At 64.6% G+C, this 13,883-nt stretch carries 10 protein-coding genes and 1 pseudogene; 7 read left to right on the top strand and 4 right to left on the bottom strand.

All coding sequences use genetic code 11. The features are described 5' to 3' along the window. Positions 1-23 precede the first annotated feature (23 nt). Positions 24-974 (bottom strand): PDR/VanB family oxidoreductase, encoded by a 951-nt coding sequence (locus HU764_RS15180; protein ID WP_186682430.1) that lies wholly within the window; start codon positions 972-974, stop codon positions 24-26. A gap of 174 nt (positions 975-1,148) precedes the next feature. Between HU764_RS15180 and HU764_RS15175 the strand changes: the two genes are divergently transcribed. After that, complete coding sequence (locus HU764_RS15175) at positions 1,149-1,910, top strand: helix-turn-helix transcriptional regulator (RefSeq protein WP_186703405.1); 762 nt, start codon at positions 1,149-1,151, stop codon at positions 1,908-1,910. A gap of 41 nt (positions 1,911-1,951) precedes the next feature. On the opposite strand, the gene HU764_RS15170 is transcribed toward HU764_RS15175, so the two are convergent. Then, positions 1,952-3,643, bottom strand: coding sequence for an NAD(P)H dependent flavin oxidoreductase family protein (locus tag HU764_RS15170; RefSeq protein WP_186703404.1), 1,692 nt, complete (start codon positions 3,641-3,643; stop codon positions 1,952-1,954). Between the two features lie 89 nt (positions 3,644-3,732). Here HU764_RS15170 and pdxR point away from each other — a divergent pair, with 89 nt between their 5' ends. Further along, positions 3,733-5,214: a MocR-like pyridoxine biosynthesis transcription factor PdxR gene (gene pdxR / locus HU764_RS15165; RefSeq protein WP_186703403.1), complete on the top strand. Its 1,482-nt coding sequence runs from the start codon at positions 3,733-3,735 to the stop codon at positions 5,212-5,214. A gap of 6 nt (positions 5,215-5,220) precedes the next feature. On the opposite strand, the gene HU764_RS15160 is transcribed toward pdxR, so the two are convergent. Next, on the bottom strand, positions 5,221-6,258 hold the full coding sequence (locus HU764_RS15160) for a formylglycine-generating enzyme family protein (protein WP_186703402.1): 1,038 nt from the start codon (positions 6,256-6,258) through the stop codon (positions 5,221-5,223). Next, on the bottom strand, positions 6,255-7,919 hold the full coding sequence (locus tag HU764_RS15155; protein ID WP_027596360.1) for an arylsulfatase: 1,665 nt from the start codon (positions 7,917-7,919) through the stop codon (positions 6,255-6,257). Before HU764_RS15155 ends, HU764_RS15160 begins: the two co-directional genes overlap by 4 nt. 283 nt (positions 7,920-8,202) lie before the next feature. Between HU764_RS15155 and HU764_RS15150 the strand changes: the two genes are divergently transcribed. From HU764_RS15150 to HU764_RS15130, 5 genes and pseudogenes are all read left to right on the top strand, one after another. Further along, positions 8,203-9,594 (top strand): alginate export family protein, encoded by a 1,392-nt coding sequence (locus tag HU764_RS15150; protein WP_186703401.1) that lies wholly within the window; start codon positions 8,203-8,205, stop codon positions 9,592-9,594. Positions 9,595-9,626: 32 nt separating this feature from the next. After that, a complete protein-coding gene (gene mhpT, locus HU764_RS15145) occupies positions 9,627-10,859 on the top strand; it encodes a 3-(3-hydroxy-phenyl)propionate transporter MhpT (protein WP_186682418.1) in 1,233 nt (410 codons plus the stop codon). Continuing rightward, positions 10,856-11,394: pseudogene (locus tag HU764_RS15140) on the top strand (DUF3237 domain-containing protein). The gene mhpT and the pseudogene HU764_RS15140 overlap by 4 nt, the downstream one beginning before the upstream one ends. An 89-nt stretch (positions 11,395-11,483) precedes the next feature. Continuing rightward, on the top strand, positions 11,484-12,314 hold the full coding sequence (locus tag HU764_RS15135; RefSeq protein WP_027596364.1) for a p-hydroxycinnamoyl CoA hydratase/lyase: 831 nt from the start codon (positions 11,484-11,486) through the stop codon (positions 12,312-12,314). A 47-nt stretch (positions 12,315-12,361) separates the two neighbouring features. After that, positions 12,362-13,810, top strand: a complete 1,449-nt coding sequence (locus HU764_RS15130) for an aldehyde dehydrogenase (RefSeq protein ID WP_186682416.1) — start codon at positions 12,362-12,364, stop codon at positions 13,808-13,810. Positions 13,811-13,883: the final 73 nt, after the last annotated feature.

The following is a 13,883-nucleotide window of genomic DNA, read 5'->3' as shown; positions in this document are numbered from 1 at the left end:
TCCTTCAAGAAGGGTGGGGCGGTTCAGAGGTCCAGCACCAGGCTGTCGCCGAGGGCACGAGAAACGCAGATCATCAGGCTGCGGCCTTCGGCCTTGTCGGCGTCCGAGAGGATCAGGTCGCGGTGGTCTGGCACACCTGCGCAGACGCGGGTTTCGCAACTGCCGCAGAGGCCGGCGCGGCAGGAAAAGGGCAACTCGATGCCATGGTGCTCGAGGGCTTCGAGGATCGTTTGCTGGGGCGCGACCCAGAGGCTGCGGTCGCTACGGCTGAGGTGCACGGTGAAGCCGCTGTCACCCTCGGTGCTGGCCGGCGCGGCGTTGAAGCGTTCGATGTGCAGGCGTTCGGCGCGCGGCCCCGCAGCGGCTTGCAGGGCATCGAGCATTGGCGCCGGCCCGCAGGCGTATAGGTGCTCGTCGTCGCGCAGGGTGTCGAGCAGCCCAGCGGTATCCAGATGGCCGCCCGCTTCGTCGTTGAAGTGCAGGTGCACCCGCGCAGGGTCCAGTTCGCGCAACGTTTCATAGAACGCGGCGCGTTGCCGGTTGCGGGCGCAGTACACCAACCGCCAGTCTTTGTCGTGCGCCTGGCACCAGCGCAGCATCGCCAGTATCGGGGTGATGCCGATGCCGCCTGCTACCAGGCAGTAACGTTGCAGGTGCTCGTCCAGCGGGAAATGGTTGCGGGGAAGGCTGCAGGCGAGGGTGTCGCCTAGGCGCAGTTGCTGATGCAGGAAGCGCGAGCCGCCGCGGCTGTCAGGCGCCAGGCCGACAGCGATCTGGTAGCAGTCGCGTTCATGGGGGGCATTGAGCAGTGAGTAGTGGCGTGGCAGGTCGCCGGCGACGCGGATTTCCAGGTGCGCACCCGCGCTGAAGGGCGGAAGCGCCCGGCCATCGGCGGCGCGCAGTTCGATCAGAACGACGTCCTTGGCTTCGGCTGCGTAGCGCGTGACGCGCAGGTCGAGGGGGTGGAGGTCCATGGGTGTTTGCGCTCATTGTCGTTGTCGGGCCAGCTTACGGACGAGCGTCTGGCAGGGCTGTCACCCGTGAGGTGGACAAGGACAATGATTGGCGGCAGACTGATAGTTAATAGGTTAACTATTTGTCGGGCCCTGTTCGCTCGATCCAAAAACAATAAATAGCCGAGTGCCGCCATGATTCGTCTCAGCACCCCACAGGCATCGACCCTGCCCGCGGAAATACGCCCATTTAGCGACTTGACCCGTACGCTGGGGACGCCCGGTTTTCCCGGTGCGTTGCTGGACTGCCTGGGCCAATGGGCGGCTTGCCAGCATTTTTCCGTGCTGCGCATGGACGGCGCGCGGCCGCAGCTACTGGCGGCCGGCACCCGCCACCCGGACACCAACCTGGTGCTGCGGTGCGGCCAGGCGTACATCGAGCACTACCATCGCTACGACCCGCTGTTCGAACCCTTGAAGGCGGCCCCTGGGCAAGTCGGCCACCTGGTCGCACAGGACATCCGCCACGGGCCCTACCGCGAGGCGATCTACCAGCGCAACGGCATGATCGAACGGTTGTCCAGTGTGTACCTGGACGAGCAGGCGCGCCCGGTGCAGTTCAACCTCTACCGCCACCACGACCAAGGCTATTTCAACGACCGTGAACTGCAGATGTGCGAAGCGCTCAGCCCGGCGTTGTTGCAGCTCCTGCGTGGGCACCTGGCGCTGAAAGCCCTGCACCCCGTCAAGGACCCTCGGCAGCAGCTGCTCCAGCGCTGCCCCGACCTGACCACGCAAGAGTTGAACATCTGCATCCGCCTGCTTCAGGGCATGACCCACGCCGGCATCGCCGCCGACCTGGGCATCAAGGAGAGCACGGTGAAAACCTACCGCAACCGGGCGTTTGACCGGCTTGGCATTCACTTTCGCAGTCAGTTGTTTGCCTTGTTTTCATGATGTTGGGTCAGGCTAATCGGGCAAGCTGAGTCGGCACGTACTTATGACCTTTGTTCATTGATAAGTGGGCTGTTTTGGCCAACCAGAATGTCCTCGAAAAACGCCCCAACCGGCTCGGTAGGGTGGCACAGCTGAATCTCCAGCACCCACACCATCTCACTCGGCACGATGTCCAACTCGGCCAGTTTGTCCTGCCCGAACAGGGCATGCGGGAAGTCGGCAATGCGATGCCCGGCTAGATTGCGCTCCAGCTGCCAGCCTTTGGCGAGGGCGCTGCGTTCGGCGAAGTCGTACAGCTCACGGCCGGTCAGCCCCGCGCACCAGGCTTGGCGCGTTTCTTCGAACACGTCGTGCAGGGCCTTGACGCAGGCGTGATACAGCGGGTGCTCGCCAAACACGAAGGTGTCGCCGTAGTCGCCTTCGTAGCCATCCCACACCGGGCCGAGGTCGACCACGGCGATGTCGCTGGCGCGCAGTTGGCGCTGTGGGTCGATGCCTTGGCGGGGTGTGCGCACGGTGTCGTCGCCAAAGCGGATATAGGTCGGGTGCCAGGTGTGCGACGCGCCCATCGCCTGCAACGTCTCGGCCGCCATCTGCAACGCCTCGGCAGTGGTCATGCCGACTTTCAGTTGGCTGACAATGGCTGCCAGGGCCCGCACCGATTGCTCGCGGGCTGCGAGCATGCCGTCCAACGAGTAACGTGGGCCGACTTTTTCCAGCACCGGGTCCAGCGTGCTCAGCGACGCAGCCGCCGGCGCCGATGCGCCGCTGGCAACGAAAGCCTCGGCGACAAAGCGGTGAGCCTGCACGCCCGCTGCCAGGCACTGTTCGCGGGCCTTGGTGATCATCGCGCTGTTGCCGCAGGCATAGACCTGGGTATCGGCCCACCGGTGGGCATGCGTCAGTGCGACCTGTTGTACGCGGGCTTGGGCCGATAGCACGCGGTGCCAGCGAAAGTGTGGGTGGGCAAGGCTGGCCTGGTCGAGGAACGCGCCGTCATAGAAGTCGGCCAGCGATGAACCGCCCCAATACAGCGTAACCGGGGCATGGCCCGCAAGCGCCGTCAGCAACAACGGCTTGATGCCGGCATAGCCCGTGCCGGTGGCGAACAGCACGACCGGGCGTTGTTCTTCGTGCTGCCAGGTGCAGGCGCCCACCGGCCCTTCCAACTGCAGCGCATCGCCCACCTGCAGCGCGGGCAGCACGCGCTCGGTAAACAGCCCGCCGCTGACCTTGCGCATATGAAACACCAAGCGCCCCTGGTCCTGCGCTGGCAGGTTGGCGATGGAGAAACAGCGGCTGTCGCCATTGTCGAGGCAGAACCTGACGTATTGGCCGGCGCGCACTTCGAGAGGCTGGGTGGGCTGCAGCACCAGTTCGATGATGTCGACGCTCAGCGCGCGCTGGCTCAGCACATGGGCAGTGATGGCCAGCGTTGGCGTGTCCAGCGACCAGCCGGGGATTTCCAGGCGCATGTCGCTGCAGGCATGGCTCTGGCACAGCAGCATCTCGTTGGCAGCCAGGGGGTAGCAGGGCGCGGGCATGTCTGCGCTGCGCTGCTTGTCCCGGTACTGGCCCGACACCACCTTGACCTTGCACGACCCGCAGGCCCCGCGGCGGCACGAGAAAGGCACCGACAGGCCGCTGGCGAGCATCGCGTCGAGCAGCAAGCCTTCTGCGGCTTCGAAGCGTTTGCCCGAGGGCGACAGTTCAATGACATGGCGTTGCTGCATACACACCTCAGGGCTGAATTGGGGGCGAGAGAGGCCTGATTGTTGCGTTAGACTAGGACCATAAGAACCTCCAGTTCTGGATAATTCACATGGTCCAGCTTCGCAAATGGCGGCCGTTGCTCAAGCTCGACGGGGCTCAGCCGCAGGCTTCGTACAGAAAGATCGTCGAGGGCCTGGTGACCGCGATCGTCGAGGGCCGCCTGCGCCCCGGCACACTGCTGCCCGGCACGCGAGAAATGGCGCAACTGCTTGATGTCAACCGCAAGACGGTGATCCTCGCTTATGAAGAGGCGGTTACCAAAGGCTGGCTGGAGAGCGTGCAACGCCGGGGCACCTTCGTCAGCACCCGGCTCGCTGCCGGCACCCTGGCCGCCCACAGCGCGCCGCCGTCATTTGCCCTGGCGCTGCACGAGGCGCCTGCCGTTCCCTACTTCACCAACAGCGAGCAGGTGACGGCGCTGCAACATCGGCCTGGCGCGCTGTTTTTCGATAACGGCGCCTGTGACCACCGCCTGTTGCCCCAGGCTGTACTGCACCGCTATTACCGCAAGGCCTTGCGCAACAGTTTCACCACCAACACCGTGCGCCATGGTTGCGAAAGCAGCAGCCAGTACCTGCGCAGTGCATTGGCCGACATGCTGCGCCATAACCGCAGCCTTAATGTGGGGGTCGAGCATATTTGCCTGACCCAAGGCGTGCAGATGTCGCTGTACCTCACGGCCAGCGCTTTGCTCAAGCCGGGTGACGTGGTGCTGGTCGAGCGCCTGAGCTACCCGCCGGCGTGGGAGATTTTCCGCCAGCTGGGCGCGCGGTTGGTCACCGTTGACCTGGACGAGGAAGGCTGCCGGGTCGATCAGATCGACGCGCTGTGCCGAGTGCATGACGTGCGCATGATGTACCTCACCCCTCATCACCAGTTCCCTACCACGGTCAGCCTGCATGCGGCACGCCGGCAGCAACTGCTGGAGTTGGCGCGGCTGCATGATTTTTGCGTGATCGAAGAAGACTACGACCATGAGTACCACTTTGCCGGGCGCCCTTATCTGCCGCTGGCCAGCGACCGTTCGCAACGCCACGTGATCTACATCGGCTCGTTGTCCAAGTCGTTGGGCAGTACCTTCCGTTGCAGCTTTATCGTGGCGCCACCGAATGTGATCGAGGTGCTTGAGCGCACAGCGGTGCTGACCCTGGGGCAGGGCGATGCGGTGATGCAACGGATGTTGGCCGACCTGATCAATGACGGCGAACTGAAAAAGCACCTGCGCCGGGTGTCCACGGAGTATCGGCGGCGACGGGAAGCCCTGTTGAGTGGCCTGCGCGATGCCTTTGGCGAGCAGATAACGGTGCAGGAGCCGGAAGGCGGGTTGGCGCTTTGGGTGAAGTTTGCCGACACCCTCGACGTCGACCAGTTAGCGGCCAACGCGCTGGAGCTGGACCTGGTGGTGCGTGGCGGCGGCCAGTTTTCACCGTTTGGCCACCGCGAGAATGCCTTGCGGCTGGGGTTTGCCTCGTTGGATGTGGATGAAATCCGCCTTGCCACCCAGCGGCTGGCGCAGGCGGCAGCGCTATAGGTAGCTTCACTCGCCCTCTGCTTGCCGTACCGTCCGAAACCCGACATGGGACGTGGCCAGGTACACCGTCTGCGGTTGCCGTGCCGAAGGCCGATAGCGCATGCACGCGTCCGCCGAGCACAGGTGTGACCCGCCTTTGATCACCGCCACTGGTGTGCCGGGTTGGGCAGGGTCGTAGCTGTCGTCCAGCGCCGGGCCTTGTGGGTCGAGTGCGGCATCGCGGGCCTGATCATGCCCAGGGCGATAGCCGCTGCGGGTCAACTCCCAGACATTGCCCCCCGCGTCGAACACGCCAAAGCCATTGGCCACGAAGCAGCCCACCGGGGATGTGCCCGTGAAGCCATCGAGCGCTTGATTGTGATAGGGGAACTGGCCCTGCCAGGTATTAGCCATGGGTTTGCCTGTGGGCTGCTCGGTAGCGCCCCAACTGAAATCCGCATCCTGCAGGCCACCGCGCATGGCGTATTCCAGCTGAGCCTCGGTGGGCAGTGTGCGGCCGGCCCATTGGGCGTAAGCCTGGGCATCGCGCAGGGTCACTTGCACGACCGGGTGGTTTGCCCGCTCACGCCAATGGCTATCGGGCCCCAGCGGGTGGCGCCAGCTCGCCCCGGCAACGAACTGCCAGCCCGGCCGTAATACCTCGGCACCCTGTTTGAACACCATCGCCCCCGGCACCCGCAGCGTGCCAGGTAGGTCAGGGGCCGCTTGCGCGTCGATGCCCTGTTCAGCCTGGGTCACGTAACCGGTGGCCTGCACGAAGCGGGCGAACTGGGCATTGGTGACCGGGTGCACATCGATCCAGAAGGCCGAAACCTTGGCCGGGTGCGGTGGGCCTTCTTCACTGTAAAAGCGGCTTGAGCCGAAGCTGAAGGTGCCACCGGGCAGCTGCACCATGCCGTCGCGCCACGGCCCCTCGCGGGGCGCGGGCACACCGCTGTAACCGCTGCACAGCAGCGCCGGTGCAGGGGCTGCGGGCCATGCCGCATAGGCGGCGGCAAGCACGCCGAGGGCGAGTGCCGCGCCCCCGAGCAGCCGGGGTGTCATGGTTTGCTGACCAGCGCGGGGGAAACAGGCCGGCCCTCGGTCGTGATTACGATGTTGTTGCGCTGGGCGTAGCTTTTCCAGTCGCGCAGCAGTTCGGCCACTTGCTGGGGCTGTTGTGCGCCCAGGTCATGGTGCTCGCCTGGGTCCTTGCTCAAATCGAACAAGCGCCACGCCGGTGCTGCGTCGGTGGTGTCGAACAGCAGTTTGAGGTTGCCTTTGCGCAGTGAAGCGTTCCCGTTGATTTCCCAGCCCATGGCCTCGTCGCGGGGGTGGATCTGCGTGTCCCGGCCTTCAAGGTAAGCCAGGGCCGAGGTGCCTTGCGGTGGCACGATGTCACGGTCGCGGTACTTGATGCCAGGCAGTGAAGCACCGGCCAGTTGCAGCAAGGTCGGCATGATGTCGCGCACGCTGGCCAGTTCTTCGCTGCGCCCGGGTTTTATCGTGGCAGGGTAGTGGACGAAGGCCGGTACGCGGATGCCACCCTGGTAGGTGGTCATCTTGTAGCGGCGGCTGGGCAGGGCGCTGACCTGGGCCCATGCCGAGCCGATCATCAGGAACGAATCAGGCCGGCCGTAGTTGTCCAGGCGGTTATCGAAATTGCGTTTGATCCATTCTGGGTCGACGCGGTTGGCGTTTTCCGGGCCATTGTCAGACATGAACAACACCAAGGTGTTGTCCAGCTCGCCGGTTTCACGCAGGTGGTCCACCAGGCGGCCCACCTCGGCGTCCAGTGCCGCCACCATCGCGGCATACACCTCCATGGTGCGTGCTGACTGTTGCCGTTGCTCCGGGGTCAGCGACGCCCAGCTGGGCACACCTTCGAGTTGTGGCTCCATCGGGAAGTCCGCAGGCACCAGCCCGGCCTTGCGCTGGCGCTGCAGCCGCTCGCGCGCGATCTGTTCGTAGCCTTGGTCATAGCGGCCACGGTACTGCGCCAGGTACGCGTCGGGCGCTTGCAGCGGCCAGTGCGGTGCGGTGTAGGCGGCGAACGCGAAGAAGGGCTTTTGGCTTGCCTTGCCCTGGTCGATGACGTCGATCAGGCGGTCAGTGAACCAGCGGGTCGAGTAGAAGTCGTTGGGCAGTTCCACCGGCTCGCCGTTGTGGCGGAAGCTCCAGCTGTAGTTGGGCAGCAGGCCCATGTTGGTTTGCTTGAAATGCGCCGCGCCGCCTTCCAGCAACACGTACGCCTGGTCGAAGCCGCGGTTTTGCGGCTGCTGCGCGGGCGTCATGCCCAGGTGCCACTTGCCGGCAATGTAGGTGCGATAACCGGCATCGCGCAACAACTCGGCGAGCGTGGCCACATTGGCGCCCAGCACCCCTTCATACCCCGGTTGCACCTCGCTGCCCGCCGGCAGGCGCCCACGCGACTCGGCCATCATGCCGACCCCGGACAGGTGCGGGTCGTTGCCGGACATCAGCATGGCGCGGGTGGGCGAGCAGCTGGGTGAGGCATGGAAGTCGAGCATCAGGCGTCCGTCGGCCAGCAGCTTGTCCAGGTGCGGGGTCGCGATCTCGCTGCCCAGCGCAGACAGGTCGGAGAACCCCAGGTCATCCGCGACCACGAGCAAAATGTTGGGTTGTTTAACGGTTGGGGCGGCGAACGCTTGGCTGGCGCCGAGCAGCAGCAGGCTGAAAGCGAGCAAGGGCTTGGAGGGGATCATGGGTTTCTCTTTATTATTGTGGGTTGGGTGCACTACATGATTTTTTTATTTAATTATCTTGTCAAGGAATGAAGGCCGGCGGCGACCCTGGCTGAAACGCTTCTGTCCGGGTTCATCCAGGCAATCCACCTAAATAGCGGGTTTAAAAACTGTTCGATCAGCGAACAGTGATCGCGCCTCGTTGTATGCGATAAGCGCTGACGGCTATTGACGCCATCATCGTTAAACAAAATAATCGTTAACAGAGTTATCCATTTTCACAACAACAAGAAAGGATATTCTGATGACGAAGCCGCTGACGGGGGCATGTCTGTCCCTGGCGCTGTTATCAATCGCCCAGCTTTCACAAGCGGCGAGCCCCCTGGAAGACAGCCGCCCAGGGCGGCCTGGCGCGCCGCGCTGGGTCGAGGATTACCGCTTTCTGGATGACCCAGGTAAAGCCCGCGATCCTTTCGATGGCCTGCGTTACCATCGCCTGTCCGAAAGCGCATGGCTGCAACTGGGCGCGGAAGCGCGCTACCGCGCCGATTCACTGGACAAACCCTTCTTCGGCCTGCGCGGGATCAAAGACGACTCCTACCTGATGCAGCGCCTGCAAGCCCATGCCGACCTGCACCTGTTCGACGATGCGCTGCGTGCCTTTGTGCAAGTCGAGAACACCCGCGCGTTCGGCAAGGACCTGTACTCACCGAACGACGAAAGCCGCAACGAAGTGCGCCAGGCCTTTATCGACCTGAACCATGACATTGACGGCGGGCGCTACACGGCCCGTGTCGGCCGCCAGGAGATGGCGTTCGGCAACCAGGTGTTCGTCACCTACCGCGACTCCCCCAACATCCGCCAGACCTTCGACGGCCTGCGCACCAGCCTCAACCTCAAGGACGGGCGTAAGCTCGATGCTTTTGCGGTACGGCCGGTGAAGACCGGCGAGGACAGCTGGGATGACGGCAGCAATAATGGGGTCAAGTTTTATGGCCTGTACGGCACCCTGCCGTTGACCCAGGCCTGGAACATCGACTTGTTCGCCTTTGGCCTGGAAACCGACGACCGCGCCCTGGCGGGGGAAACCGGTGATGAACAACGCTACACGTTCGGCACCCGCCTGTTCGGCCGTTACCAGGCCCTGGACTGGAGTTGGGACTTGGCCGGCCAAAGCGGGCATTTGGGCAACGCCTCCATTCGTGCCTGGGCGGTGTCCAGCGACACCGGCTACACCTTCAACCACCCCTGGGCCCCACGCCTGGCCATGCGTCTGGACGCGGCCAGCGGTGACGGCGACCTGGGCGATGGCAAGGTCGGTACCTTCGACCCGTTATACCCGCGCAACGGCGTGTACGGCGAGGCCAGCCTGACCACCTTGAGCAACATCCTCGTCATCGGCCCGACCTTTGGCTTTTCACCCTGGCGCACCCTGCGTTTCGAACCCGGTATCTTCGAGGTGTGGAAACAGAACACCCACGACGGCGTATACATGCCTGGCATGAGCATTCTTGCCAACACCCGCGACACCGGCCGACACGTGGGCACCATCTACCGCGTCAATACCCGCTGGTTGGCGACGCCTAACCTGACGCTCGACCTGGACCTGAAGTACTACGACATAGGCGCCGCCATCCGCGATGCCGGGGGCGACGACGCCTCGCTGGTGTCGGTACGTGCGACCTTCAGGCTCTGACTCCTATTCGCATAACAACAAGAGGGCTGCACATGAGTGGTTCAATCGCACCATCGCACCGGCCGGTACTGACGATCGGCCTGTGTTTTCTCGTCGCGCTGCTTGAAGGGCTCGACCTGCAAGCCACCGGCATTGCCGCGCCCCACATGGCCAAGGAATTCGCCTTGACCCCCGCCATGCTGGGTTGGGTGTTCAGTGCCGGCTTGCTCGGCTTATTGCCGGGCGCCTTCGTCGGCGGCTGGCTGGCGGACCGCATGGGGCGTAAACGCATCCTGATCCTGGCCGTGTTGCTGTTCGGGGGGTTCTCGTTGGCCACCGCGCATGCCTGGGACTACCCATCGCTGCTGGTGGCGCGGCTGATGACCGGGCTGGGGCTGGGCGCGGCGCTGCCGATCCTTATCGCCATGGCCAGTGAAGCCGCCCACGAGCGCCTGCGCAGCACGGCGGTCAGCCTGACTTACTGCGGCGTGCCGCTGGGTGGCGCCATCGCTTCGGTGATTGGGATGGCGGGCCTGGGCGAGGGCTGGCGCACGGTGTTCTACGTGGGCGGCTTTGCGCCGATTGCGATTGCCTTCGTGCTGATGGTCTGGCTGCCGGAGTCCCAAGCGTTTCGCGCCCAGGCTGCCGCCAGCGGCACGCAGAACGGGCTGGCAGCGCAACTGTTTGGCCCCGGCCGGGCGAGCCGCACGCTGCTGCTGTGGCTGGCATGCTTCTTCACCTTGACCGTGCTGTACATGCTGCTGAACTGGCTGCCCTCGCTGCTGATCGGCCAGGGCTATTCGCGGCCGCAGGCCGGCGCGGTGCAGATCCTGTTCAACCTGGGCGGCGCGGCGGGGTCATTCCTGACCGGGCGCATGATGGACCGTGGGCACGCTGGGCGTGCGGTGTTGATCGCCTACGCTGGCATGCTCGCCTCCCTGGCGGGCCTGGGCCTGTCCACCACCTTCGGTTTGATCCTGCTGGCCGGTTTTACCGCCGGCTATTGCGCCATCGGCGGCCAGTTGGTGCTGTACGCGCTGGCCCCCACGCTGTACCCGACACACGTGCGTGCCACGGGGGTGGGCGCGTCGGTGGCCGTGGGCCGACTGGGGTCGATGGCCGGGCCCTTGGCGGCAGGGCAGATTCTTGCCGCTGGCGCCGGGGTAGGGGGCTTGTTGCTGGCGGCCTCGCCGGGCTTGGTGGTAGCGGCTGTGGCGGCGATGGCGCTGCTGGGGCGGCGTGCAACGCCCACCGAGGCTGCGGCTTCGCAAGGGGTGGCGCCATGAGCCTGCGTAAAGGGCTTATCGCCCTGTGCTTGAGCAGCTGCGCCGCACTGGCCCAGGCCGCGAGCTATGAACCGCCGCCGCTCAAGCTCGAGCCGCTGGCGCGCTTCAGCGTTGACCTGGTGGCACCGATCTGGGAATTGGGCGCCACCAGCGGACAAGGCAAACGGCGAATCATCCCCATCACGGGTGGGCATTTCGAGGGCCCCCGGCTCAAGGGCACCATCCTCAACAATGGCGCGGACTGGCAGGTGGTCACCCCCGAGGGGGTCGCCATCATCGACACCCGTTACCTGCTGCAGACCGACGACGGTGCGTTGATCTACCTGCGTACCGAGGCTATCGCTTCGGCCCGCCCGAGGTGATGAAAAAAGTCGCCGCCGGCGAGGATGTCGACCCCAGCCTGTACCAGTTCCGCATCACGATGCACTTTGAAACCTCGGCCCCTCAGTACGCCTGGCTCAACCGCACGGTGGGCGTTGGCAGTGCCATGCGCCTGGGCAATGCCGTCGTCTACGACGCCTTCGAAGTCAAATAGATAATTTTATTAATGGTTAATTGACTTAACTAAATGGCCGGGCTAATGTTCGGCCAACCACAACGAACAATCAGTACAAGAGGTGTGTGATGGGCCAATACGACAACCGCTGGCAGACCGTGAAAGTTACCGTCGAGCAAGGCATCGCCTGGGTCAGCTTCAACCGTCCTGAAAAGCGCAATGCCATGAGCCCGACGCTCAACCGTGAAATGCGCGATGTGCTGGAAACCATCGAGCAGGACGCCGACGCCCGTGTGCTGGTCTTGACCGGCGAAGGCAGCGCCTGGACCGCGGGCATGGACCTCAAGGAGTACTTCCGCGAGGTGGACGCCGGCCCGGAAATTCTTCAAGAGCGCATCCGCCGCGATGCCTCGGAATGGCAGTGGAAGCTGCTGCGCTTCTACAGCAAGCCAACCATCGCCATGGTCAACGGCTGGTGCTTCGGCGGCGGTTTCAGCCCGCTGGTCGCTTGCGACTTGGCCATCTGCGCCGATGAGGCCACCTTCGGCCTGTCTGAAATCAACTGGGGCATCCCACCGGGCAACCTGGTCAGCAAAGCCATGGCCGACACCGTGGGCCACCGTGAATCGCTGTACTACATCATGACCGGCAAGACCTTCGACGGGCAGAAAGCCGCGCAAATGGGCCTGGTCAACAAAAGCGTGCCGCTGGCGCAACTGCGCGATGAAGTGGTACTGCTGGCCCAGGACCTGCTGGACAAAAACCCGGTGGTGCTGCGCGCCGCCAAAAACGGCTTCAAGCGCTGCCGCGAGTTGACCTGGGAGCAGAACGAAGACTACCTGTACGCCAAGCTCGACCAGGCGCAACTGCGTGACCCCGAGCACGGGCGTGCGCAGGGCTTGAAGCAGTTCCTTGACGACAAGAGCATCAAGCCTGGCCTGCAAGCCTACAAGCGCTGAGTGATCTTGGCGTTCATTCCCGAATAATCAGAAAAGAGGAATGCCCGATGTTCGAGGTGCCATTGTTAATTGGCGGTAAGGCCCGTGCGGCCAGCGACGGCGGCACGTTCGAGCGTCGCCATCCGGTCAGCGGCGAGGTGGTGTCGGTGGTGGCTGCGGCCACCCTGGCCGACGCCGATGCGGCGGTCGAAGCGGCCCAGGCGGCGTTCCCCGCGTGGGCTGCGCTGGGGCCAGGCGAGCGCCGCGCGCGCTTGCTGAAGGCGGCCGATGCGCTGGACGCCCGGCGTGACGAATTCCTGGCCATGGCCGGGGAAACGGGGGCCAAGGCCAACTGGTACGGTTTCAATGTGATGCTGGCGGCCAACATCCTGCGTGAAGCGGCGTCGATGACTACCCAGATCCAGGGCAGCGTCATCCCCTCCGACGTGCCCGGCAGCTTTGCCATGGCCCTGCGCCAACCTTGCGGCGTGGTGCTGGGCATCGCGCCGTGGAATGCACCGGTGATTCTGGCCACACGCGCTATCGCCATGCCCCTGGCGTGCGGTAACACCGTGGTACTCAAGGCCTCCGAAGCCAGCCCGGCGGTGCATGGCCTGATCGGCCAGGTGTTGCAGGCGGCCGGTTTGGGCGATGGCGTGGTCAACGTGATCAGCAACGCCCCGCACGATGCGCCGGCGGTGGTCGAGCGGCTGATCGCGCACCCGGCGGTGCGCCGGGTGAACTTCACCGGGTCTACCCATGTAGGGCGCATCGTTGGGCAATTGGCGGCGCGTCACTTGAAGCCCGCGGTGCTCGAACTGGGCGGCAAGGCACCGTTCCTGGTGCTGGCCGATGCCGACCTGGATGCCGCGGTGGATGCCGCAGCGTTTGGCGCCTACTTCAACCAGGGCCAGATCTGCATGTCCACCGAGCGGCTGATCGTCGACCAGGCCGTGGCCGATGCCTTCGTCGCCAAGCTCGGTGAAAAAGTCCGCAGCTTGCGCGCAGCGGACCCTGCGCAAACCGATGCGCCGCTGGGTTCATTGATCGATGCCGGGGCCGGTGAGCGCATACAGGCGCTGGTTGATGACGCCCTCAGCAAGGGCGCGACCCTGGTGGCGGGTGGTGAGCGCATGGGCAGCGTTATGCAGCCGGTGCTGCTCGACCAGGTCAACGCCGACATGAAGCTGTACCGCGAAGAGTCGTTCGGCCCCGTCGCGGTGGTGCTGCGCGCCAGCGGTGACGAAGCGCTGCTGGCCCTGGCCAACGACTCCGAGTTTGGCCTGAGCGCGGCGATTTTCAGCCGTGACACCCAGCGCGCCCTGGCCCTTGCCCAGCGCCTGGAGTCGGGCATCTGCCACATCAATGGCCCGACCGTGCATGACGAGGCGCAGATGCCTTTTGGCGGGGTCAAGGCCAGTGGTTACGGCAGCTTCGGCAGCACGGCGGCGATCGACGCCTTTACCCAGCTGCGCTGGGTCACCGTGCAGCAAGGCGCCCGGCACTACCCGATCTAACCCACGCACTCACAACAACAATAGCGAATGCACTTGGGGGCCTCTCGGCCCTCGGGCGCACTAAGGCAGAGGT

Origin of the sequence: Pseudomonas kermanshahensis (assembly GCF_014269205.2) — a bacterium.
GTDB lineage: Bacteria > Pseudomonadota > Gammaproteobacteria > Pseudomonadales > Pseudomonadaceae > Aquipseudomonas > Aquipseudomonas kermanshahensis.
The sequence above is the reverse complement of the archived record's forward strand: the minus strand, read 5'-3'. Positions and strand labels throughout refer to the sequence as shown.